23 protein-coding genes and 5 pseudogenes are annotated in these 23,080 nt (G+C 59.1%); 19 read left to right on the top strand and 9 right to left on the bottom strand.

Going from position 1 to position 23,080, the window contains the following annotated elements:
• Positions 1 to 95 precede the first annotated feature (95 nt).
• From GKZ67_RS09215 to GKZ67_RS09235, 4 genes and pseudogenes are all read left to right on the top strand, one after another.
• Positions 96 to 1,031 (top strand): aldo/keto reductase, encoded by a 936-nt coding sequence (locus GKZ67_RS09215; RefSeq protein WP_254245176.1) that lies wholly within the window; start codon positions 96 to 98, stop codon positions 1,029 to 1,031.
• 238 nt (positions 1,032 to 1,269) lie between these two features.
• Entirely contained in the window at positions 1,270 to 1,467 is a 198-nt protein-coding gene (locus tag GKZ67_RS09220) for a hypothetical protein (protein WP_173242034.1), read from the top strand.
• A 71-nt stretch (positions 1,468 to 1,538) separates the two neighbouring features.
• A pseudogene (locus GKZ67_RS09225) lies at positions 1,539 to 2,737 on the top strand (DNA/RNA non-specific endonuclease).
• Positions 2,738 to 2,799: 62 nt separating this feature from the next.
• On the top strand, positions 2,800 to 2,985 hold the full coding sequence (locus tag GKZ67_RS09235; RefSeq protein ID WP_173240510.1) for a hypothetical protein: 186 nt from the start codon (positions 2,800 to 2,802) through the stop codon (positions 2,983 to 2,985).
• A gap of 2 nt (positions 2,986 to 2,987) precedes the next feature.
• Here the strand turns inward: GKZ67_RS09235 and GKZ67_RS25085 are convergent.
• From GKZ67_RS25085 to rsmA, 8 genes and pseudogenes are all read right to left on the bottom strand, one after another.
• A pseudogene (locus tag GKZ67_RS25085) lies at positions 2,988 to 3,575 on the bottom strand (alpha/beta hydrolase); the annotation flags it as partial.
• Positions 3,576 to 3,664: 89 nt separating this feature from the next.
• Positions 3,665 to 4,012: a hypothetical protein gene (locus tag GKZ67_RS09240; RefSeq protein WP_173242036.1), complete on the bottom strand. Its 348-nt coding sequence runs from the start codon at positions 4,010 to 4,012 to the stop codon at positions 3,665 to 3,667.
• A gap of 57 nt (positions 4,013 to 4,069) precedes the next feature.
• On the bottom strand, positions 4,070 to 5,713 hold the full coding sequence (locus GKZ67_RS09245; RefSeq protein ID WP_173242037.1) for a M28 family peptidase: 1,644 nt from the start codon (positions 5,711 to 5,713) through the stop codon (positions 4,070 to 4,072).
• A 66-nt stretch (positions 5,714 to 5,779) separates the two neighbouring features.
• Entirely contained in the window at positions 5,780 to 6,613 is an 834-nt protein-coding gene (locus tag GKZ67_RS24545; RefSeq protein ID WP_173242038.1) for a nuclease A inhibitor family protein, read from the bottom strand.
• Between the two features lie 311 nt (positions 6,614 to 6,924).
• Positions 6,925 to 7,398 (bottom strand): transcription elongation factor GreA, encoded by a 474-nt coding sequence (gene greA, locus GKZ67_RS09255; protein ID WP_173242039.1) that lies wholly within the window; start codon positions 7,396 to 7,398, stop codon positions 6,925 to 6,927.
• A gap of 147 nt (positions 7,399 to 7,545) precedes the next feature.
• Positions 7,546 to 8,175 carry an NAD(P)-dependent oxidoreductase gene (locus GKZ67_RS09260; protein ID WP_317172284.1) on the bottom strand — a complete coding sequence of 210 codons (630 nt, stop codon included), beginning with the start codon at positions 8,173 to 8,175 and terminating at the stop codon, positions 7,546 to 7,548.
• A 62-nt stretch (positions 8,176 to 8,237) separates the two neighbouring features.
• Positions 8,238 to 8,480 (bottom strand): annotated as a pseudogene (locus tag GKZ67_RS24550) (phosphoglycerate dehydrogenase); the annotation flags it as partial.
• Positions 8,481 to 8,867: 387 nt separating this feature from the next.
• Positions 8,868 to 9,653 (bottom strand): 16S rRNA (adenine(1518)-N(6)/adenine(1519)-N(6))-dimethyltransferase RsmA, encoded by a 786-nt coding sequence (gene rsmA, locus GKZ67_RS09265; RefSeq protein WP_173242040.1) that lies wholly within the window; start codon positions 9,651 to 9,653, stop codon positions 8,868 to 8,870.
• 301 nt (positions 9,654 to 9,954) lie between these two features.
• Between rsmA and GKZ67_RS09270 the strand changes: the two genes are divergently transcribed.
• Positions 9,955 to 10,656, top strand: a complete 702-nt coding sequence (locus GKZ67_RS09270) for a hypothetical protein (RefSeq protein WP_173242041.1) — start codon at positions 9,955 to 9,957, stop codon at positions 10,654 to 10,656.
• On the opposite strand, the gene GKZ67_RS09275 is transcribed toward GKZ67_RS09270, so the two are convergent.
• Positions 10,653 to 12,314, bottom strand: a complete 1,662-nt coding sequence (locus GKZ67_RS09275; protein ID WP_254245177.1) for a M1 family metallopeptidase — start codon at positions 12,312 to 12,314, stop codon at positions 10,653 to 10,655. The genes GKZ67_RS09270 and GKZ67_RS09275 overlap by 4 nt on opposite strands.
• Before the next feature lie 120 nt (positions 12,315 to 12,434).
• Here GKZ67_RS09275 and GKZ67_RS09280 point away from each other — a divergent pair, with 120 nt between their 5' ends.
• The 14 genes and pseudogenes from GKZ67_RS09280 (at position 12,435) to GKZ67_RS09345 (ending at position 23,079) form a co-directional block, all read left to right on the top strand.
• Positions 12,435 to 13,892: a leucyl aminopeptidase family protein gene (locus tag GKZ67_RS09280; RefSeq protein ID WP_173242042.1), complete on the top strand. Its 1,458-nt coding sequence runs from the start codon at positions 12,435 to 12,437 to the stop codon at positions 13,890 to 13,892.
• A gap of 211 nt (positions 13,893 to 14,103) precedes the next feature.
• A complete protein-coding gene (pdxA, locus tag GKZ67_RS09285) occupies positions 14,104 to 15,141 on the top strand; it encodes a 4-hydroxythreonine-4-phosphate dehydrogenase PdxA (RefSeq protein WP_173242043.1) in 1,038 nt (345 codons plus the stop codon).
• Between the two features lie 238 nt (positions 15,142 to 15,379).
• A pseudogene (locus GKZ67_RS23365) lies at positions 15,380 to 15,526 on the top strand (type II toxin-antitoxin system HigB family toxin); the annotation flags it as partial.
• 2 nt (positions 15,527 to 15,528) lie between these two features.
• Positions 15,529 to 15,900 (top strand): helix-turn-helix domain-containing protein, encoded by a 372-nt coding sequence (locus tag GKZ67_RS09295; RefSeq protein ID WP_151088829.1) that lies wholly within the window; start codon positions 15,529 to 15,531, stop codon positions 15,898 to 15,900.
• Between the two features lie 77 nt (positions 15,901 to 15,977).
• The gene (locus GKZ67_RS09300; RefSeq protein ID WP_173242044.1) at positions 15,978 to 16,514 is read left to right on the top strand and encodes a YceD family protein; all 537 of its coding nucleotides are present in this window, start codon (positions 15,978 to 15,980) and stop codon (positions 16,512 to 16,514) included.
• 59 nt (positions 16,515 to 16,573) lie between these two features.
• Positions 16,574 to 16,807, top strand: coding sequence for a 50S ribosomal protein L32 (rpmF, locus tag GKZ67_RS09305; protein ID WP_173242045.1), 234 nt, complete (start codon positions 16,574 to 16,576; stop codon positions 16,805 to 16,807).
• A gap of 122 nt (positions 16,808 to 16,929) precedes the next feature.
• Positions 16,930 to 17,870 (top strand): annotated as a pseudogene (gene plsX / locus GKZ67_RS09310) (phosphate acyltransferase PlsX).
• A 58-nt stretch (positions 17,871 to 17,928) separates the two neighbouring features.
• Positions 17,929 to 18,921: a beta-ketoacyl-ACP synthase III gene (locus GKZ67_RS09315; protein WP_173242046.1), complete on the top strand. Its 993-nt coding sequence runs from the start codon at positions 17,929 to 17,931 to the stop codon at positions 18,919 to 18,921.
• 103 nt (positions 18,922 to 19,024) lie between these two features.
• Positions 19,025 to 19,588 carry an elongation factor P gene (gene efp, locus GKZ67_RS09320; RefSeq protein WP_151088833.1) on the top strand — a complete coding sequence of 188 codons (564 nt, stop codon included), beginning with the start codon at positions 19,025 to 19,027 and terminating at the stop codon, positions 19,586 to 19,588.
• Positions 19,589 to 19,713: 125 nt separating this feature from the next.
• Positions 19,714 to 20,193, top strand: coding sequence for an acetyl-CoA carboxylase biotin carboxyl carrier protein (accB, locus tag GKZ67_RS09325; protein ID WP_173246648.1), 480 nt, complete (start codon positions 19,714 to 19,716; stop codon positions 20,191 to 20,193).
• A 170-nt stretch (positions 20,194 to 20,363) separates the two neighbouring features.
• Complete coding sequence (gene accC / locus GKZ67_RS09330; RefSeq protein WP_173242047.1) at positions 20,364 to 21,707, top strand: acetyl-CoA carboxylase biotin carboxylase subunit; 1,344 nt, start codon at positions 20,364 to 20,366, stop codon at positions 21,705 to 21,707.
• 11 nt (positions 21,708 to 21,718) lie between these two features.
• Positions 21,719 to 22,099, top strand: a complete 381-nt coding sequence (locus tag GKZ67_RS09335; protein ID WP_173242048.1) for a hypothetical protein — start codon at positions 21,719 to 21,721, stop codon at positions 22,097 to 22,099.
• A gap of 6 nt (positions 22,100 to 22,105) precedes the next feature.
• The gene (locus GKZ67_RS09340) at positions 22,106 to 22,723 is read left to right on the top strand and encodes a Uma2 family endonuclease (protein WP_173242049.1); all 618 of its coding nucleotides are present in this window, start codon (positions 22,106 to 22,108) and stop codon (positions 22,721 to 22,723) included.
• Entirely contained in the window at positions 22,723 to 23,079 is a 357-nt protein-coding gene (locus tag GKZ67_RS09345) for a hypothetical protein (RefSeq protein WP_173242050.1), read from the top strand. The genes GKZ67_RS09340 and GKZ67_RS09345 overlap by 1 nt, the downstream gene beginning before the upstream one ends.
• Position 23,080: the final 1 nt, after the last annotated feature.

Here is a 23,080-nt window from a genome sequence, read left to right on the forward strand (position 1 = left end):
AACGTTCTCACGCGCGGACTCACAGAGTCCACGCTACGCCAAACAATCTGCCTGCGGGCATGCTTATACCCCCGCACTCCATTTTTCCTTTTCCCATGAAATACAATCTGCTGGGCAATACCGGCCTGAAAGTTTCTGAGCTGTGCCTGGGCACTATGACGTTTGGCACGCGCGGCGGCCGCTTCGGCGCCATCAGCGGCGTCGACCAGGCCGGGGCCGACGCCCTGGTAAAACGCTCGCTCGACGCGGGCATCAATTTTATTGATACGGCCAACGTGTACACCGAAGGCCAGTCGGAAGAAATTACCGGCCAGGCGCTGCACAACCTCGGCATCCGGCGCGACGACGTGGTGCTCGCTACCAAAGTGCGCGGCAAGATGGGCGACGGCCCCAACGACGCCGGCCTGACGCGCAAGCACATCATGGCCCAGGCCGAAGCCAGCCTCAAGCGCCTGAAAACCGATTACATCGACCTCTACCAAACCCACAGCTTCGACCCGCTTACGCCCTGGGAAGAAACCCTGCGCGCCCTCGACGACCTCGTGCGCCAGGGCAAGGTGCGCTACATCGGGGCCAGTAACGTGGCCGCCTGGCAGCTCCAGAAAGCCCTCGACACCTCGCACTACCAGCACCTCGAAAAGTACGCCTCGCTGCAGGCCTATTATACCCTGGCCGGCCGCGAGCTGGAGCGCGAGTTGGGGCCGCTGCTGCTGGCCGAAAAAGTGGGCCTGATGGTGTGGAGCCCGCTGGCCGGCGGCTTCCTCTCGGGCAAGTACACCCGCGAGAATGAGAAGGGCGAAGGCCGCCGCAGCAACTTCGACTTCCCGCCCGTCAACAAAGACCGCGCCTTCGACATCCTCGACAAGCTCCGGCCAATGGCCGAGGCCAAGGGCAGCACCGTGGCCGCGCTGGCCCTGGCCTGGCTGCTGCACCAGCCGGTGGTGAGCACGGCTATCATCGGCGCCAAGAAGATGGAGCAGCTCGACGACAACCTCACGGCGGTGGATGTGCAGTTTACCCCGAGGAGCTGAAAGCGCTGGACGAGGTGAGCAAGCTGCCCGCCGAGTACCCCGGCTGGATGCTGGAGTTCACAAAGGGCGACCGGCAGGCGTAAGCCGCAGCGTAGCGTGGACTCTGTGAGTTCGCGCGTGAGAACGCTGTTCAATAACACCACGCGCGGACTCGCAGAGCCCACGCTACAAAAGGGCTCGTGGCACCGCTGCGGGCCCTTTCTCGTTTTCTTGCGCTGGCACCTGCTACTTTCGTGCTATGCGTTTTTACACTTTACTGGCGCTGCCGGCCCTGTTGGCTGGCGCCCAGCCGACAGCCGTCACTTCCGCGCCCGCTGCCAGCCGCCAGGTGCCGGCCGGCGCCTTCCCCGAAACCTTCGAAACCGGCAGCAAAGGCGCCTACGAAACAGCCGACGTGGCGCTGAGCACCGGCCCTGGCTGTTTACCAACGCCCTGATTGGCAGCACCGAGCAAGACCATAAAGACGGCCACCACGCCGCCCGCCTGCGCGCCGGCGGTAAGCTCACGATGCAGTTCGACGCTCCGGCCGGCATCCGCAAAATCACGATTCTGTCGGCCGCCTACGGCCAGGATGGGCCCAGCACCTGGGAGCTGTGGGTGAGCCGCGACCACGGCCGCACCTGGCAGCGCAACGGCCAGCCCCAGACGGCCACCGGCCCCACGCTGCTGGCGGCCACCTTCGCCGGCCTGGCCAACGAGCCGCTGCGCCTGGAAATCCGCAAGACCGACGCGGGCAAAAGCCGGCTCAACCTGGACGACATCAGCCTCGAAACGACCAGCGGGCCAGTGACGGCCGCCCCGGCCAGTCGCCCGGCTCCGGTGGCCGTACCGGCCCCGGCTTCGCCGGCCGACGATTATTTCAAAAACCGGAATAACCCGTCCACGCCAGCCAGTCCCACAGCGACCCGGCCCGTACGCCAGGCCCCGGGCCCCGGCGCGGCCACCGACAACGACAACCTGCTGCTCGGCAACCCAAGCGGGGCGACTTCGGACCCGGCAAATACTACAAATTATCTATATATTCACCCGCAATACGTGACGAGCTACAACGCCCAGCGCGGCACGCCCATCTGGACGAGCTGGCACGTGGGCCGCACCGACATTACCAAGAACTTTCCGCGCCAGAACGATTTCCGGGCCGACCCCGGCCTGCCCCGACAGTTCTACGCCGTGTCGCCGCAGAGCTACGCCGGCTCGGGCTTCGATAAGGGCCACAACTGCCCCAGCGGCGACCGCACCGCCACGCTTGACGACAATTCGGCCACCTTCCTGATGAGCAACATGGTGCCCCAGGCCCACAAAACAACCAGCAAACCTGGGCGCACCTGGAAGAATATACCCGTGCCCAGGTCGAGAATGGCCAGGAAGCCTATGTGATAATGGGCAGCTACGGCCGCGGCGGCACCGGTAAAAACGGCCCCGCCCAAACCCTCGACCAGGGCCGCGTAACCGTGCCCGCCCACATCTGGAAAGTGGTGGTCTTCCTGCCCGAAGGCGACAACGACCTCCAACGCATCATCGCCGGCCAGGCCCGCGTGGTAGCCATCGACACGCCCAACGACAACAGCATCGCCCCGCAGTGGAACCAGTACCTGACCTCGGTCGATGCCATTGAAGCCGCCTCGGGCCTCGATATTCTGAGCGCGCTGCCGGCCGCCACGCAGGGCCAGCTGCAAAAGGTGGTGGACAGCGGCCGGGCGCGCTAGCCTTTTTGAGCGGTAGGCTGGGCGGCCAGCAGGCGGCGCAACGCTTCCAGACAGCGCGGGCTGTGTCATCTTCCACAAACGCTCCCATCGACTGCTGGTGGTCGCCGGGCACGGGCAGCACCTCGCGCCGCTGCCGGCGGCTAGCAGCCTGCGCAACAGTCATGGTATCGGCTAGGGTCGTGGCCTTGTCGTCGGTGCCGGTGATGAACAGCCAGGGGCACTTCACCTTGGACGCTACGCGGCTGTAGGCGGCATCAGCGGGCAGAATAATGGGGCGCTCAGGGCGAATGCGCTGGTAGTAGCTCACCACGTTTTGGGGGTTAGCCGGGTAGGCCACGGTCACCAAAAAATCGCAGCGAGTGGTAGCCGCCGCTTCCGAGCCCACCAGCGAACCCATCGAGAAGCCCATAAGCCCCACGCGCTGGCCGGGGCTGCGCCGCCGGGCCTCGGTCAGGGCTGCGCGCGTGTCGGTGGCAAACTCGGGGTAATAAAGGTAATTTTGGTTGATGGTGAAGGTGTCACTGTGCCCAAAGCCACGGTAGTCGAAGAGTAGCACCCGGTAGCCGGCCCCGGCCAACGAGGCCGCCGTGTAGATATAGGAAGCCATGTTACCCGCGTCGCCGCCAGCCACGACTACGGTAGTCTGCTGGGTAGGTACGCCAGCCATGGGCTCAATCAGCCAGGCAGCTAGGTGCACGTGGTCGGGCGTGGTGAGAGCTAGGTCTTGGTATTTCAAGCCCAGCGTGTCAGGCCGGGCCCAATACTTAGCAAAAGGCTTGATAGCGAAAGCTGGCCCGGCGGCCAGCAGAGCGAGGCAAAAGAGTAAGACGCGGACCATACGACTGGAGCTAAAAAGCGAAAAGCCAGCGCACTATGCGCTGGCTTTTTATAGACTACTACCTTTTAGAAGCGTTGCATTCCGCAGGCTTACTTTACGCGGGCACTTACCACCGTCAGCGCCGGGTAGGCTGGCCCCATTGCGTGGCAGATAAAGCTGCCCTCCTCGGCAGTAGGACGCCGAATGCGGAGCAGTAATGCCTGGTTTTTACGCACCCAGAGCGCCGTATCTAGATTGAGGGCGAGGTAAGTGGCGCCGCCGCCAATGGGAGAGCCTATGAGTTGCGCCACCCTGGCCGGGTCTTTTACGACAACCTGCGCCTTGCCGCAATCGCGGTTACTGCCTTGGGTTTCGACCTCAACCTCATCGGTATTGGGGTCGTGCTTTTCGCAGCCAGCGGCCAGGGCAAGCAGTAGCAAAAGGAAAAGCTTTTTCATCAGCGGGTAATAGTTAGTCCAACTTCAAGATAACGTTAGCCCTCAACTGGTTGCAACCTAGCGCCCAAATCGAGCCCCGAAAAAGTCGCCCCTATTCCAGCTAGGGCGCTGGCTAGCCTGCGCCACTTGGTAGCCGATGAGGAAGTTGAGCCGCGCGTACTGCGCGCCGGCCGCCCAGTCGAAGGTGCCGCCCTCGAAGTTGTCCTGCGGCTTGTGGTAGGTCACGGCGCGCCACTTCTGCACCGTTTCGCTGAGGTTGTTTTTGCCGTCGGCCGTACGGTTGCCGTACTTGATGTGCAAGGCCGGGATGCCCTGCACCACGAAGCTGTACTGGTCGCTGCGAATAAAGCGGTTTTGGGTCGGCTCGGGGTCGGGCTCAATGGTTAGCTTCAGATAATCGGCAGCGGCTTTTACCGGCTGCATCAGCGACGAATGGTCGGCCCCTAGCGGCACCACGCTCAGCAGCGGCGCGATGATGGTGGGCATGTCGGTATTGATGTCGACCACTAGCGCCGCCTTGGGCACGGTCGGGTATTTGGCGAAGTAGGTCGAGCCAATCAGACCCATTTCCTCGCCCGTCACCAGCACAAAGAGCACCGAGCGCCGGGGCTTGGGTTTGAGGCTGGCGTAGAGCTTGCTGATTTCGAGCACGCTCGCTACGCCGGTGGCATTATCGTGGGCGCCGTTGTAGATGGAGTCGCCATTAATGGCCGGGCCTACCCCCAGGTGGTCGAGGTGGGCGCTGTGCACTACGTACTCGTTCTTCAGCTTAGCATCCGAGCCCGTTATTTTACCTACCACGTTGTAGCTGTCTACGTCCTGGTAGCGGCTGCGGTAGCGGGCGCTCAGGCGGCCGGGCAATGCCAGCGGGGCCGGCTTGCCCCTACGCAAGAGATTCAGCGTCTGCATGGTGTCGCGGGCCGCACCGGCAAATAGCTGCTGCAAGGTGGCCGGACTGATACTACCCACCAGCTGCGCCGAGCCGGGGGCGTAGCTGCGCGATACGCCTACCTGGCCATCGGGCGCAAGCGCGCTCACGAGTCCTTTTGGGAACTCGGGCAGCCGGGCTTCGGCGTGAGCAGCGGCCAGCAGCACGCCCACCGCGCCGTGGCGGGCGGCCGTTTCGAGCACCGTGCGCAGGTCGGTGAAGTACTGGCGCTCGTTGTCGGCAAATTGTCGGGGCATCTGACGCGTGATAACCACCACTTTGCCTTTCGCATCGAGGCCCGCGTAGTCGTCATACTTCAGCTCGGGGGCCGAGATACCGTAGCCTGCGAACACCAGTGGCGCATTGGACACGCTTACTTCGGCCAGCCCTGGGTTGGGATACAGCGTAATGGCCGCACCATACGCCAGCGGCTGGGCCGCGCCGGTGGCCGGCTGAAAGCTGAGCGTTGCGCCCGCCTCTACGAAGGCCCGGCGCAGGCGCACGGTCTGGGTATAAGTGCCTTTATCGCCGGCCGGGAGCACGCCATTCTGCTTAAGCTGACTCACCACGTAGTCTACGGCCAGCTGGTAGCCGGGCGTGCCGGGCAGGCGGCCGCGCAGGCGGTCGTCGGCCAGGTAGCGCACATGGGCTTCGAGGGCGGCCGGCTGCACGGTGGGTAGGGCCGCGATGGCAGCAGGGTCGATGCCCTGCGCCACGGCCAGCTGGCTGGCGAGCAGACCGGCGACCGTCAGGAGTTTAGTAGCTTGATGCATGTCGTTTTTTTGCGGTGTTAAAGTGCCGAGTCTGGCCTTGAGCAGAAAGGCTTTTTCCCCTACCTGCTAGGTTTCGGTCAGCACCGTTTTGAAGCCAGCCAGGCGGCCGGCCGCGTCGCGGCCCAGCGCGTAGGCGTGCACCTGCGGCCCGGAGCCGACCCGGTACACCTGTGTCCCGTCCAGCTCCTGTTTCAGGTATAGCTGCAAGGCTTTGAAGCGGTTGGCTATAGCTACATCGCCCGTCACGCCGTTGTCGGCGGTATGGTTGCGCAGAAACTCGGTTAGCTCCACTTGCTCCACTTTCGCGCCGGCTGGCTCGCCCACTACTTGCAGCAGCTTATCGAGGGGCAGGTTGCCGGCCGGGGCAGCGTAGCTCACGGGCTCCAGCGGCGCATCCGATTCACTGATGAAATTCAGGCCCTGGGTCAGCCTTTGCAGCTGGGCCAGGGTGGTATCGTCGGCGGCCGGTGCCGCCCCGGTAGCTGCCGCACCGAGTCCACTGCCACCGTCTACCTTGGCCGCGATAGCCGAAGCCAGCGCCTGCATGCGGTCGTCGGCCACCTTTATTTTTGGGTTGGCGAAATTCATATCCGCCACCTTGTTCATCGGGATGAGGTGAATGTGGGCATGGGGCACTTCCAGTCCAATCACGGCCACGCCGATGCGCTTGCACGGCACGGCCGCCTGCACGCCCTTGGCCACGCGCTGCGCAAATACGTGCAGCGCCGCCAGCTCTTGCGGCGGCAAATCGAATATATAGTCAATTTCCTTTTTCGGAATCACCAGCGTGTGGCCTTCCACCAGCGGCGTAATGTCGAGAAAGGCCAGGTGGTCAGCATCTTCGGTGACCTTGTAGGCGGGCAGCTCGCCCGAAACGATGCGCGAGAAAATAGAGGGCATAGTTTACTGGTTAATGAAGCAATGGTCAATGGCTCATGACAAAGTAACTACGCTTCCCTTTTCGAGGTGCAACTCACAAAAAAAGCAGCGCCGGTGGCGCTGCTTTTAAATTCAATTAACCGTTGACCATTAATAAATTAACCATTAGACCTGTTCCTAAATTAGGAAAATCAAGAAAAACGCTGGTCATGCTGAGCTTGTCGAAGCATCTCTCCAGAACGACACCCGAACGAAGCGGTAGAGATGCTTCGACAAGCTCAGCATGACGGTCTTTTGATTTTCTATTTATTTAGAAATAACTATATTAACTACTAGCGCCCCACTTCCAGAATCTGAAACTGGAGCTTGCCGGCAGGCACCGTAATTTCGGCCAGGTCGCCGGCCGATTTACCCAACAGTCCCTTGCCGATGGGCGATTTAACCGAGATTTTGCCAGCAGCCAGGTTGGCTTCTTCCTCGGCAACCAGCAGGTAGTCGAGCACCATGTTATTTTTAAGATTTTTCAGCTTTACTTTGCTCTGAATGAGCACCTTACTGAAATCCATATTGGTTTCGTCCAGAATGCGGGCATTGCCCAGCACTTCTTCGAGCTTCGATATTTTCAGCTCAAGCAGGCCCTGGGCGTCCTTGGCGGCGTCGTACTCGGCGTTTTCGCTCAGGTCGCCTTTATCGCGGGCTTCGCGCAGGTCTTCGGCAGCCTTGGCCCGGCCCCGGACTTTGAGGTCCTGGAGTTCGTCTTTCAGCTTTTGCAGGCCCTCGGCGGTGTAATAATTGATAGTAGCCATAAGTTTAGGACTGTTTTCGCGTGGCGGGTGGGTCAGGTAAAAAAGAAAGAGAACGGCTGGCACATCGGCCAGCCGTTCTCCCCTATTGGTAACGCAAAGATAGGGCAAAAAGTGGGAAAGCAAGGCGCCTGTCCCCGCAACCCCGCGCTACAGCAGCGCGGCGATTTTAGCTACCAGCACCTCATTGATGCGCTGATAGCTCTGGTGCGTCCAGCCGCCAATATGAGGCGAGAGCACCGTATTGGGCGCCGCGCGCAGGTAGTCGAACGTAGCCTGCTGGGCTGGCGTGAGGGTAGCGAGCTTTTCGTTGTCGAGCACGTCGAGGGCGGCCCCACGCACCTGGCCGCTTTGCAGGCGCGCTACCAAAGCCGCCTGGTCCAGCACTTCGCCCCGCGCCGTGTTCATAAACCAGATGCGGTGCTGAAACCCGGCCAGAAAGGCTTCATTCACAAACTGATGATTGGCCTCCGAGTACGGAATGTGCAGGCTCAGCACCTCGGTCCGGGCTTGCAGCTCGGCCAGCGGCACCAGCTCGGCGTTGCCGTCGCTGCCCACCGCCGGGTCAATATCATGCGCCAGCACCGTGCAGCCGAAGCCGCGCAGCCGCTGGGCAAATGCCCGGCCCATGTGGCCATAGCCAAGCAGGCCCACAGTTTTGGTGCCCAGCTCGTCGCCCCGGTTGGCTTCGCGGTGCCACTCTCCGCGGCGCACTTCGGCATCGGCCGTGATGCTATGCCGCAGCAGGGCCAGCAGCTGCCCGGTGGCAAACTCGCCCACCGCGTCGCGGTTGCCCTCGGGGCATTCACCAGCACCACGCCAACGGCGGCCAGGGCTTCTTCGTCGATGTTATCGACGCCGGCCCCGGCGCGGGCCACGTAGCGCAGCTGCGGGCCGTGCGCCAACAGGTTGGCCGTGATGCGCATCTTGCTGCGCACCATCAGGCCGGTGTAAGGCCGGGCGGCCAGGGCAGCGGGCACATCGCCCGGGGTGAGCTTGGGTTGGTAGTCGCCCTCGACGCCGATGCTCGTGAGCATGGGCAAAAGCGAGGGATGCATATCGTCGATTATCAGGCAGAGGGACATATTAGCGTGGAGTAGGAGAAAGCCGAATCGTAGCGTATCCCGTTAATTGGTGCAGTTTGCGGTGGTAAACAGTTGGAGTGAAAGGCCCCAACTGCCCAGCAAGTGCTAGCAGCTTATCTTCTGCTGCTAAGGGTAAAAAGTAATATTTTCCTACCTCGGCTTGGCAAACAATGAGGTAGGGTCCGGCTGTGCCAGTAGAATCTAGCTCTCCAACCAGCACTGGTGGTTGTCTAAACCATGGATTGCCAAAATGCAAAAAGCTGAATCCCTCGTAGTCAGTAGTCAGGTAATAATTGCCGGCCAGTTTAGCATCGGTGCTATTAACCGACCAATTACAGCTAACTAATCCGACTGCAACTCCAGTCAGCAAGCATCGGACACTTAATTTCATACCTGCGCCACCAAATTCGTCAACAGCACAAAATCGGCCACCCCCAGCTGCTCGGCGCGCTTATCGAAAATCTCGGCGGCCATTGTCTCCGCCGACATACCCAGGGGCTTCAACGCATTGCGCAGCGTCTTGCGGCGGGTTGAAAACGCCTGCTTCACCACCCGAAAAAACAGCTTTTCGTCGCAGTCCAGCTTCTCCGTCTGGTTGCGGGTGAGGCGCACCACGGCCGACTCTACCTTAGGCGGCGGCACAAAGACGTGGGCCGGCACCGTAAACAGGTATTCGATGTCGTAGTATGCCTGCAAGAGCACGCTCAGGATACCGTAGGTTTTGGAGCCGGGTGGCTCGGCCAGTCGCTCGGCCACTTCTTTTTGCAGCATACCCACCACTTCGCGCACCTGCTGGCGGTTGGCCAGCACCTGAAAGAATATCTGGGTGCTGATATTGTAGGGAAAGTTGCCGATAATAGCCAGCGGCTCGTTTGGAAACAGCTCGGCCAGGTTTTGCTGCAAAAAATCGGTGGCGTAGATGCGCGGGGCCAGCGCCGGATAGTGCGCCGTGAGGTAGGCTACCGACTCGGTATCAATCTCCACCACACTGGTCTGGTAGGCCTTGTTTTCCAGCAGATACTGCGTGAGTACGCCCATGCCGGGGCCTATTTCGAGCACCTCGCGTACGCCCTCGGGCTGGCGCAGGCTTTCCACAATGCGGCGGGCAATATTGGGGTCGGCCAGGAAGTGCTGACCGAGATGTTTTTTGGGGCGAACAGTATATTGAGCCACGGGTGCGATGGGCTGCGGCGACGGCGACAGGGACCGGAAGCTACGCCCCACCCCTGCTCTGGCCACCGCCAGGTGGGCAACTGCCTCCGGCCGACTAGCGGGAAGGTGGCTCAAATATCGGTACGCTGGCGGCAACAAGCGCTTGCAGGCCGGGCGCGCTGGACCTAGTTGCCGCAGCTCGGTACGAATGTGCCCTGCTATGCTTGTTAAAAGCGCTTTCTATTTCGCCTTGAAAAAGTTATCTTCCAGGCAGTAGCTTGCAGCATCACGGTCATAGTTTGCGTTTTTCAACTCCTACCTCATGCCTGATTCTGCTCCCGTCCGGCCCGATGCGGCTGGCGCTGCTTCTGCCTCCCCTATCTGGCTTTATAACCGCCGCTATACCAAGCAGCTACGCGCCCGAGCCCTGAGCCACCTGGTGCCGGCACTGGTGTTAGTAGGAGGGGCCACAGCCGCAGTGGCCTCTCAGGAAGCGTTAACGTCGCTGCTGGGCCTGGAGTTTATTATCGGCGCTGCCTACCTGCTGCTGATGGCCCGCGAGCTGCTGCACCTCCGCCACGGCCACGGGCACCCCGAGCCAGTAGCCTGGCTGGAGCTGGCCGCGGCGGGCATTCTGGGCCTCGAAGGCTACCATATCGGGCACCGCCATCACCTGGCCGAGCTGGCCGGCGCCCCGCACCGAGCGCACATTCTGCCCTGGCTATACGCTGCGCTAGCCGCTCTTTACGTAGTGCTGGCCTTTGGGCTGGCGCGCCTAGGTAAGCGACGCTACCTACACCTGCATGCCGATGGCTTCAGCGTACGCACCCGCCTGCTGGGCAAGGAGCAGGCCGGGCGCTGGGCACACCTGGCCGCAGTTCAAGGCGTGGGGCCTGCTTCGGCAATATTCTCCTATACCAACGGCCAGCAGCAACAGCTGTCGTTCGAGCATCTGTACAACGGGGCTGAGCTGCGCAATCAACTGGTAGCCGAGGCCCAGCGCCAGCTTAGCCAAGCCGGCTAATCCATCAGCACGCCCACGTAGTAGTTGAACGTATCGACCTCTACATTCTCCCGCGTAGCGCCGGGCAGAGCCAGCGGCTGCCACTTGGTAGTAGGCGTCACGAACTGATACTCACCGCCCTTCACCCGCAGGCGCACCGGCAGGTCGAAACCGGGCACATTGGCTATCCAGCGCCCTAGTAGCTGGTTGTTCTCAACGCGCATTTCGAGTATCGGCAGGTTAGCATATTGCAGATATTGGGCAAAAACAGGCCGAAAATCGCGGCCCGCCTCGCGGCTGATGTAGTCGATAACCTGCTGGCCGGTTACGGTCTGGTGATAAAAGGTGCGCGAGAGGCCGCGTAAAATGCTGTGCCACTTCGCATCGTCGTTGATAGCCGTGCGCACCATGTTGAGCAGGTTGCTGCCCTTGTCGTACATATCGCCCGAGCCCTCCTTGTTCACGCCGTAGGGACCAATGATGGGGCCATCGTTCGAGATATTGCGGCGCTGACCGTGCAAATACTCCTGCCCCGCCTGCTTGCCAAACTGGCTTTCCACAAACAGCGCCTCCGAGTACGTGGTAAAGCTCTCGTGCACCCACATATCGGCGATATCCTTACTGGTGATGTTGTTGCCAAACCACTCGTGGCCACTTTCGTGGATGATGATAAAGTCCCACTTCGTGCCCCAGCCGGTGGCTGAGCGGTCGCGGCCGAGGTAGCCGTTCTGGTACTTGTTGCCGTAGGCCACGGCGCTCTGGTGCTCCATGCCCAGGTGGGGCGCTTCTATTAGCTTATAGCCATCTTTATAGAAGGGATACGGCCCAAACCAACTTTCCATGCTTTTAAGCATGGGCTTTACGTTGGCCGTAAACTGCGATTTGGCTTTCTCCAGGTTTTCGGGCAGCACCCAGTAGTCGAGCGTCAGCGCGCCATTCTCGCCCTGGTACGTGTCGCCAAAATGTACGTAGTTGCCCACGTTCAGCGCCACGTCGTAGTTGTTGATGGGGTTGGTTACGGCCCAGTCGTAGCGGGTGTAGCCGCCCGGCAGCTTGGCCGTGCCGCGCAGCCGGCCATTCGATACATCCTTAAGACCTTTGGGCACCGCGATGCTGATAAGCATACTGTCTACCTCGTCGGCCTGCTGGTCTTTGGTGGGCCACCAGATGCTGGCCCCCACACCCTGGCAGGCGGTGGCCACCCAGGGCTGGCCGGCAGCATCCTGGGTAAAGACGAAGCCGCCGTCCCAGGGAGCTTTTTTGGCAATAATAGGAAAACCTGAATATTCTACCGTAAACTCGTCCCGGCTGCCCTGCCTGATAACCTCAGGAAAGGTCACAAACACTGCATTGGCTTCGCGGGTAAAGGGCACCGACCGGCCCTTGTACACCACTTTGCCGATTTCCAGATTAGCAAAAAGGTCGAATTGAAGCCGGGTAAAATCGCGCGTGGCCGTAAAGCGAAACAGGTTGGAGCCGCTGATAAACCTGCGGGCCACGTCGAGCTTCACATCGAGGTGGTAGTAGTTGATGTCGTAGCAGGTGCGGGCCAGCGGCTGGCCGCCGCGCAGCGAGTCGGCGCGGGTAAACACTGTTTTAGGCTGCATGAGCTGGGCCGAGGCCAGCAGCGACGAGCCGAGCAATGGGAGCAGTAGACGCAGGGTTTTGCGAAGAATCATACCTCATGTAAAACGGCGTGGCACACCGTTTCCGGCCGAGCCGCTGGTTTACTGACGAAACGAAGTGCCACTTCGTTTTACATACCTTCACGCCAAAGTTACGTCTCTCCTACCCCTACTATGTCCCTCACGCTTGCCCACGCCGCCACCGCGCCGGCCCACGCTACCCAGGTGTTCGTACTGCCTCCCGGCGCTGCTGCCCTCCCCCCGGCGGCCGGCACCGACCTGCCCGCCGAAGCCCGGCGCTACGTCGATGCCGCCCTCGCCGACGAACAGAAGTTCGTGGCCCTCAATCATTTTTCGCATCAGCACTATTTTGTAGTGCTCGAAAAAAAGCGCACCCCTGACCTTAGCCTCGAAGCTCTGCGCAAGGCCGGCCACCAGCTGCAAGCCGCGCTGAAAAAGGAAAAAACCAGCGAAGTATTTATTCATAACTTAAGCGAAAACCCGGAGGCCGCGCTCACGCTGGCGGAGGGCCTCTTCCTTTCGGCCTATCAGTTCGAAGGCTACAAGACCGACGAGAAATCGCGTCAGGCCGCCTCACTCACGCAGCTTAGCCTGGTAGGCGACGCCGCCACCGAAGCGCAGGTAACCACGCTGCAGCACGTGCTGGAAGGTGTGGCCTTCGCCCGCGACCTCGTCAACGCCCCGCTCAATAAGCTCAACGCCCAGCAGTTTGCCGAGCGCCTGGCCGAAGCCGGCGACGAAGCCGGCTACACCACCGACATCCTCGACATGGCCCGCATCGAGAGCCTGCGCATGGGCGGCCTGCTGGCCGTAAACCTGGGCTCGCCCGAGCCGCCCACTTTCAGCATTCTGGAGTGGAAGCCCGAAGGCGCGAAAAACGAGAAGCCCTATGTGCTCGTCGGCAAAGGCGTGGTGTACGACACCGGCGGCCTCAGCCTCAAGCCCACGCCCAATAGCATGGACATGATGAAGTGCGACATGGCCGGCGGCGCGGCCGTGGGCGGCGTGCTGTATGCCCTGGCCAAAAACCACGTGCCGCTGCACGTTATCGGCCTGGTGCCGGCCACCGATAACCGCCCCGGTGGCCTCGCCTACGTGCCCGGCGACGTGCTCACCATGCACTCGGGCCTTACGGTAGAGGTTAAAAACACCGACGCCGAAGGCCGCCTGCTGCTGGCCGACGCGCTCAGCTTTGCCAAAAAATACCACCCCGAATTAGTCATTGACCTGGCCACCCTCACCGGGGCAGCCGTGCGCGCCATCGGCACCGAGGGCGCCGCCGTGATGGGCACCGCTGAGGCCGATACCATGGCTCAGCTGCTGGCCGCCGCGCACCGCGTGCACGAGCGACTAGTCGAGTTTCCGCTCTGGGACGACTACGCCGACCACATGAAATCCGATATTGCCGACCTGAGCAACCTCGGCAAAGCTGAAGCCGGCCACATCTCGGCCGCCAAGTTCCTGGAGCGCTTCATCGAAGGCACGCCCTGGCTGCACCTCGACATTGCCGGCCCGGCCTTCCTGACCGCGCCCGACTCGTATCGGGGCAAGGGCGGCACCGGCACCGGCGTGCGGCTGCTCTATGAGTTTCTGACCAGGCAGCTCGTTTAATAAGCCGTACAAAAAATGGGTTTCCTTCGTGTAGGCTTGCAGTCTCTGACCAAGCAGCCCGTTTAATAAGCCGGTAGTTCACTAAACCGTCTGTCATGCCGAGCTTGCCGAAGCATCCCGCGTGCAGCACTAACCTCAATCGTTCGACGATGCGGGCGAGATGCTTCGGCAAGCTCAGCATGACACACGATTCGGAGCACCTTTATTCATCATGCCCAAACACCTCCCCCGCCTCGGCTTTTCCGTGGGCGACCTCGCCGGCATCGGCCCCGAAGTCATTTATAAAACCCTGCGCGACGAGCGGCTGCTCCAGCAATGCACGCCCGTGGTGTACGGCACCGCCACCACGCTTTTCGACGATTTTCCGGTCGAGAAAAATGCCGAGCCGCTCACCTTCCGCCAGCTGCGCGACGCCGCCGACATTGCGCCCGGCCGCCTCAACGCCGTCACGTGCTGGGAAGATGACTTTCACCTCACGCCCGGCCAGCCTTCGCCCGCCAGCGGTCAGGCCGCCCGCGAAAGCCTGCTCTGCGCCGCCCGCGACCTCAAGGCCGGCCTGCTCGATGCCCTCGTAACGGCGCCCATTAGCAAGGAGAATACCCAAAGCGACGACTTTCGCTTTCCCGGCCACACCGAGTTTCTGGCCAGCTACTTCGGCGCGGCCGACAACCTCATGTTCTTGGTCGATGAGGACCAGCAGCTGCGCGTAGCCACCGCCACCGGCCACATCGCCCTCAAAGATGTGTCGACGCGCCTCACCAGCGACCTGCTACGCACCAAAATCAAGCTTTTGCTGAAGTCGTTGCAGCAGGATTTCGGTATTCTCAAGCCCAAGATTGCCGTGCTGGGCCTCAACCCCCACGCCGGCGAAAACGGCCTGCTGGGCCGCGAGGAAGCCGATGTGGTAACGCCCGTCATCCGGCAGTTTGAGCACGATGGCCACCTCGTGTTCGGTCCCTACCCGGCCGACGGCTACTTCGGTACCGGCCAGTTCCGGCAGTTCGACGCCACCCTCTCGCTTTACCACGACCAGGGGCTGATTCCCTTCAAGCTTATGGCCTTCGAGCGGGGCGTCAACTTCACGGCCGGCTTGTCGGTCGTGCGTACCTCCCCCGACCACGGCACGGCCTACGGCATCGCCGGCAAGTTTGTGGCCGATGCCTCGTCGTTTCGGGCGGCCGTATACCTGGCCTGCGATGTAGTACGCGCCCGGCAGCTCAACGCGGCCGACCCCCGCTCAATCCGGTAGAATTTTTCTAAAAACGAAATTTTCTTTCTACTTTTGAAACGCGGCTGGCAACGGCCGCGTTTCCGTCTTGTTGCCTATGGTAATATTGAGTTGGCCCATTTTACGCGAATTTGGCAAACAACATCCTGATGCCGCCTCAGCATTAAAAGATTGGTATCAGGAAGTTAGCTTAGCCTAGTGGCGTAATCCGGCAGACGCACGACTATTTTCTAATTCGGTAGACTACGTTGGTAACTTTCGCTACGTCTTCAATATTCGGCGCAATCGCTACCGGCTCATCGCGGCCATTGTATTTTCTACTCGCACGGTGTTCGTAAAATTCGTCGGCACACACCAAGCGTATGACAAGATAAATGCAGCAACCATCGATTACAGTAAGTTATAGCTATGTTAATTAATACGTCTCAGGAATACCGCGAAGCATTCCGTCAACTCGACGAGCTATTAGCGCAGGATATTGACGCTAATCCGGATTTACAAGGCCCCGCCCGCATTTTAGCAGAAGCCATTCAGTCATACGAAATCAGGGTCGAAGGTGCTCCCTTTGCTCTTCCTAAGCCCACTACCCTGCCCGCCATGATTGAGCTGAAGCGCCAGCAGCGTCAGCTCAAGCAGAAAGACCTGGCTCAGCTGCTCGAAGTACCGGCCGGCCGCCTCTCCCAGATACTGAGCGGCAAGCGGCGCGTAACGATGGACCTGGCCAAGAAGCTCTACGAGCGGCTCGATATCAGCCCCGAGTTTATCTTAAAAACGGCCTGAAGCTGAAGCAATAGCCCGCGTTAGCTTGATAAAGCCAGGAAAAAGCCTTACCTTTGCCCCCCGTTATTCGGCTTACTGTGAAAAAGGACCCGCAATTTGATTTGCCTATCGCCAGGCTTTCGCTTAAGATGCACCAGTTTGCGTTTGAGCTCGGTCGCGCCTTCTTCGAGGAGTTCGACCCCAAGGGCGAGTTTATTGCCGACGGCAACCTGCACGCCGAGGTAACGCTCGACAAAACCGAGCGCGTAATTACCATCGACTCGCACATCACCGGTACCGTGCGCCTCACCTGCGACCGCAGCCTGGATGAGTACGACCAGCCCCTGGATATTGAGAATCAGCTGCTGGTGCGCTACGGCGACGAGCCCAAGGAGCTGGACGATGATGTGCTGCAAGTGACGCCCGAGACGCTGACGCTAAATATAGCTCAACACCTATATGATTACATCGGGCTGGCATTGCCCATGAAGAAGCTGCACCCGCGCTTCCAGAACGAGGCCGATGACGACCCCGATGCCGCCACCAAGCTTATTTTTTCGACCCGGCCTGCCGGTGAGAATCCTGACGACGAGCCCGGCGACCCCCGCTGGGCCGCCCTCAAAAACCTGAATTAGGACCCTGTACTAATTCATCACTCCTAATTCCTAACTCTTAATTTCCCCTTACCAAGACCATGGCACATCCTAAGCGCCGGACCTCCACCGCCACCCGCGACAAACGCCGCAGCCACTACAAGCTGACCCCTAAGGCCGTGACCATCTGCCCGAATACGGGTGAGTTGCACCTGCGTCACAAAGCCTACGTGGTGGATGGTGATTTGTACCATAATGGCCAGCTGGCTATCAAGAATTATACCTCGGTAGCGGCCCCGGCAGCAGCCGGCGACACGGGCTCGGACGAAGAATAGCCGAAAGCGTTGTTATTTCGCGGTACCATCGGGCCGGACTGCTCTTTTGAGATGCGCAGTCCGGCCCGGTTTGGTTTCGCGCCTTTGCGCTCTATGGCTGACTCTCTACTTTCTCCGCGTTCATGAAAATTGCCCTCGACGCTATGGGCGGCGACTTTGCCCCCCAGGTTGCCGTGGCCGGTGCCGTGCTGGCTGCTCAGCGCCTGGCCGGCAAAGCCCAGATACTACTCATCGGTTCCGATGCGGAGGTACAGCCGCTGCTCCAGACGTATGGCCCGGTGCCGCCGCGCTGGAAGTGGTGCACGCCTCCCAGGTTATCGAGATGGGCGAGCATCCCACCAAAGCTTTCCAGCAAAAGCAGGACAGCAGCATTGCCGTGGGCTACCGAATGCTGCACAGCGGCCAGGTAGACGCGTTTTGCTCGGCCGGCAACACCGGAGCTATGCTCGTGGGAGCTATGTTTACGGTGAAAGCCGTGCCTGGGGTGCTGCGCCCGGCCATCGCCAACTTTGTACCCAAGCTGGCCGGCGGCTACGGCATTCTGGTCGATGTAGGCGCCAACGCCGACTGCAAGCCCGAAATGCTGGAGCAGTTTGGCGAACTGGGCTCACTGTACGCGCAGTACGTGCTGGGCATTGCCCACCCCAAGGTGGGCCTCATGAGCCTGGGCGAGGAAGAAGGCAAGGGCACCGTGACTACGCAGGCGGCCCACCAGCTGTTTAAAGTAAACCCCCACGTACATTTTATCGGCAATATTGAGGGCCGCGACTTGTTCAACGACAAGGCCGACGTGATTGTGTGCGACGGCTACGTGGGCAACGTGATGCTCAAAATGGCCGAGTCGATGTACGACATCATGGTGGCGCGCAACCTGAACGATGAGTTCTTTGAGAAGGTTAACTACGAAACCATTGGCGGCTCGCCCATTCTGGGCATCAACGACAATGCCATTATTGGCCACGGGGTGAGCACGCCGCTGGCTATTTGCAATATGCTTATGCAAGGCTACCAAATGGCGCAGTCGGGCATCGTCGATAAGATTAAAGACAATTTCAAATCCTAGCCTTGACCGGTCTGGCTTAGGGCTGGACAGTTGAGGTTGGGGCCGCACCTTTGCGCTCATGAAGATTACCGCCGCCATTACCGGAGTCGGAGGCTACGTGCCCGACTACGTGCTCACCAACCAGGAGCTCGAGCAACTGGTCGATACCACCGACGAATGGATTACTTCGCGAACCGGCATTAAGGAGCGCCGGCTTTTAAAAGGGAAAGACCAGGGCTCGTCGGTAATGGGGATTAAGGCGGTGAAACAGCTGCTCGAAAAGACCAATACCCGGCCCGATGAAATCGACCTGGTTATCTGTGCCACCGTGACGCCCGATATGTTGTTTCCGGCCACAGCCAACATTATTTCGGCCGGGGCAGGCATCAATAAAGCCTTCAGCTACGATATGAATGCCGCCTGCTCGGGCTTTTTGTATGCGCTGGCCACCGGGGCCCAGTTTATCCAGGGCGGTATGTACAAGAAAGTTATCGTGGTCGGGGCCGATAAAATGTCGGCCATCGTTGACTACACCGACCGCGCCAACTGCATTCTGTTTGGCGATGGCGCCGGCGCCGTGCTGCTGGAGCCCAGCACCGAGGGCTACGGCCTTCTCGACCAGGTGCTGTGCAGCGATGGCCACGGCGAACAGTATCTCAATCAGAAGGCAGGGGGCAGCCGCCGCCCCCCAACGGCAGAAACCGTGGCCAACCACGAACATTATATTTTTCAGGAAGGCGCCACGGTATTCAAATTTGCCGTGAAGAGCATGGCCGATGTGGCCGCGCAGGTAATGGCGCGCCAGAACCTCAGCCACGACGATATTGCCTGGCTGGTGCCGCACCAGGCCAACAAGCGCATCATCGACGCTACCGCCAACCGCATGGGCGTAGGGCCCGAGAAAGTGATGCTCAATATTCAGCGCTATGGCAATACCACCAATGCCACTATTCCGCTCTGTCTATGGGATTACGAAAAGCAGCTTCACAAGGGCGATAACCTGATATTTGCCGCTTTCGGAGGGGGCTTTACCTGGGGTGCCATTCATGTGAAATGGGCATACAATTCTTAATTATGAATGGAGAAATCAGGAATTAGAGATTGCCGATTTAGCAACGACCGAATTCCTTTAGCCTGATTCATAATTTGTAAGTTATAATTTTTAATTCAATAAAATGGCTACCACCGCCGACTTCCGCAACGGTCTTGTCTTGATGTACAACAACGACCTGCACGTTATCACTGAGTTTCAACACGTGAAGCCGGGCAAAGGCCCGGCGTTTGTGCGCACCAAAATGCGCAACATCAAGACGGGCAAGGTGCTGGATAATACCTTTAACGCCGGGGTGAAGATTGAAACGGCCCGCGTAGAGCAGCGCCCGCACCAGTACCTGTTTAAGGACGATTACGGCTTCACGTTTATGGATAATGACACCTTCGAGCAGATTGTGCTGCCCGAGGCGATGGTGCCCTTCGCCGACCTCATGAAGGAAGGCCAGGCGGTGACTATCCTTATGCACGCCGAAACCGAACAGCCGCTTACCGCCGAGCTCCCCACCACCGTTGACCTGGTAGTAACCTATACTGAGCCGGGCCTGCGCGGCGATACTGCCACTAACACCCTGAAGCCGGCCATAGTCGAAACGGGAGCTCGCATTCAGGTTCCGCTGTTTATTGACACGGATACCAAGATTCGCATTAAAACCAGCGATTACTCCTACGTAGAGCGCGTTAAGTAGCCCGGTAGCGTGGACTCGGCGAGTCCGCGCCTCGTACTGATATACCAGCGGACCTGCCGAGTCCATGCTACTCCCTTCCGATGTCGAAAGAACATTCCAAAACCCCGCCCAAAAAAGACGCTGCCATGAAAGCCAAAGAACTCCAGGAACTGCTCGACTTCATCGCCAAGTCGGGCCTCAATAAAGTAAATATTGAAACCGAAGAGTTTAAAATCTCGGTGCAGCGCGAGCCCAACACCAAGCAGATTGTAAGCATGAGCGCCGCGCCGGCGCCGGCGGCTCCGCAGCAAGCCCCTGCCGCGCCAACGCTTGCCCCGGCGGCTGCTTCCATACCGGCGGCCCCGGCCGCCGAGCCCGCCAGCAGCGCCAGCTACACGCCGCTGAAATCGCCGATGATTGGTACCTTTTACCGCAGCAGCGGCCCCGACGCGCCCGTATTTGTGCAGGTAGGCGACACGGTAGAGAAAGGACAGGTTATCTGCATCATCGAGGCCATGAAGCTGTTCAACGAGATTGAGGCCGAGCAGGCCGGCCGCATCGTGAAGGTGCTCGTCGAAAACGCTACGCCCGTGGAGTACGACCAGCCGCTATTCCTGATTGAGTAGCCTTTTGCTACGTTGGCTTCCAAAAAGAAGAACGTCATGCTGAGCTTGTCGAAGCATCTCTACCGCTTCGTTGCACATGTACAAGCGGCGCGGTAGAGATGCTTCGACAAGCTCAGCATGACGTTCTTTTGATTTTTATTTCCCTCCCATAGACTTCGCCATTCCTGGCCATGTTCAATAAAATTCTGATTGCCAACCGGGGCGAAATTGCCCTCCGCGTTATTCGTACCTGCCGCGAGATGGGTATCAAAACGGTAGCCGTGTATTCGACTGCCGACAAGGAAAGCCTGCACGTACGCTTTGCCGATGAGGCCGTGTGCATCGGGCCGCCCAGCAGCAGCCAGAGCTATCTGAATATTCCAACGCTTATTGCCGCCGCCGAGATTACCAACGCCGATGCCATTCACCCCGGCTACGGCTTTTTGAGCGAAAACGCGGAGTTTTCGCGCATCTGCCAGGAAAACGGCATCAAGTTTATCGGGGCCTCGCCCGAAATGATAAACCAGATGGGCGACAAGGCTACGGCCAAAGCAACCATGATTAAGGCTGGCGTGCCAGTGGTACCAGGCTCGGTAGGGCTGCTGGAATCGGTAGAGCAGGGCAAAAAAATCGCGCATGAGATAAAGTACCCGGTTATTCTGAAGGCTACGGCGGGCGGCGGCGGGCGCGGTATGCGCATCATCAACAGCGACGACGAGTTTCAGAAAGCCTGGGACGATGCGCGCACCGAGTCGAAAGCAGCGTTCGGCAACGACGGCATGTACCTGGAGAAATTCGTAGTAGAGCCCCGCCACATCGAGATTCAGATTGTAGGCGACCAGTTCGGCCACGTGTGCCACCTTTCGGAGCGCGACTGCTCCATTCAGCGCCGCCACCAGAAGCTGGTGGAGGAAGCGCCTTCGCCGTTCATGACCGACGACCTGCGCGAGCGCATGGGCGCGGCGGCCATCGCGGGCGCTTCAGCCATCGGCTATGAAGGCGTGGGTACCATCGAGTTTCTGGTCGATGCCAACCGCGACTTCTACTTCATGGAAATGAATACCCGCATCCAGGTCGAGCACCCGGTAACCGAGGAAATCATTAACTACGACCTTATCAAGGAGCAGATTAAGGTCGCGGCGGGCATCCCGATTTCGGGTAAGAACTACTATCCCAAGATGCACGCCATGGAGTGCCGCATCAACGCCGAGGACCCGCGCAACGGCTTCCGCCCGGCGCCCGGCCGCATCACCACGCTGCACATTCCCGGCGGCCACGGTGTGCGCGTCGATACCCACGTGTACGCGGGCTACCAGATTCCGCCCAACTACGACTCCATGATTGCCAAGCTCATTACCGTAGCCCAGACCCGCGAGGAGTGCATCGTAAAAATGAAGCGCGCGCTAAGTGAGTTTGTAGTGGAAGGCGTGAAAACCACTATTCCGTTTCACCTGGCGCTGATGGACAGCGAGGATTTTAAGGCCGGTAATTTCACGACCAAGTTTTTGGAGTCGTTCGATTTCTCGGTGGTGTAAATTTTAAAGTAATGTTTAAGGCAGGCCACTACCATCTCCTAAATGGGCTAGCAGTGGTCTGTTTTATCTTCGCTACAGCAGGCTGTACCCCCGAACCCTCTTGCGATGGTGCAATTGAGAGCGTGGTATTATATTCAAGACACGACAGCATTTTTGGAGGCGAAAAGATTTATGCTGATTTAAAAAATAAAGGGGGAGTTGGCGTTAGAAAAACATTACGATTACCCACCAGCGAACTAGCAGAATTCTACAATGTTACTATCATAGATGATTATCAGCACAGGTTTACAGGCAGGAAGCGTATCTGCTTTGACAAATATGGTATAAGGGTAGCTACCTGTGGGTCAAGTATAAATGATGAGAATATTCCGGAATTATCACTTTACGACTAACCAGCCATGTCAGCCGCCCAGTCTATCTACGAGCGCAGCTACACCGTCGAGGAGTACTTCGCCTTTGAAGAGCGGGCGGATATTCGCCATGAATATTACCACGGCGAGATATTTCCGCTCGACGGGCCGGCGGCAATGGCGGGCGCTACGTTTGCGCACAATACCATCAAGCAAAATTGCGTGATGGCGTTACGGCAAGGGTTACGGGGTCGCGGCTGCCGGGTATTTGATGAGAATGTCCGGTTAAGTATCGAGCAGGATAAGCAGTTCACGTATCCGGATGTGATGGTGACCTGCCATCCGGACGACCAGCGGGAAACCCGCATTGCAAGGCACCCTAGTCTAATCGTAGAAGTACTATCGGCTAGCACGGAGGGCCACGACCGCGGGTGGAAATTTCAGCAGTATCAGCGGCTGCCCGAGTTGCAGCAGTATGTTTTGATTTCTCAAAACCAGGTTTTGGTCGAAAGCTTCTTGCGCGATTCTGAAAATATCTGGAAATTAACCCAGCTACGCAACCCGACAGATTTATTGGAACTGCCTTCGCTTAGCTTATCCATTAGCCTAGCAAGTATTTACGAAGAGGTTGAAATTAGTCCCTTACGGCTAGCTGACTCTTATTAATGATGTATCGCAGCTTACTCATTGGCTCGTTTGGTTGTGCACTGCTATCGCTGGCTGGCTGCTCCGACGCCTGTAATGGACATATCGAGAGCAAGGTGCTTTATTTCAAGCAAGCACCACAGGGCGAGTTGGTGTACGCCAATGTGGTAAATAATCCCGGCCTCGGCAGCCAGCAAACGCTGATGCGGGAAGACAAAGAATACGGCACGTTTCCGCACGTTATAATTATTAATGACCCGGAAATGAAATTTAAAGGTCGCAGCAAAATTTGCTTCGATGAGTTTACGAAACAGCCCCTGCCGGCCGATATAGATTTACGGGAAAAGGATATTCCACGAATTTTAATTACCAAGTAAA

This window comes from Hymenobacter sp. BRD67, assembly GCF_013256425.1.
In the GTDB taxonomy this organism is placed as follows: Bacteria; Bacteroidota; Bacteroidia; order Cytophagales; family Hymenobacteraceae; genus Hymenobacter.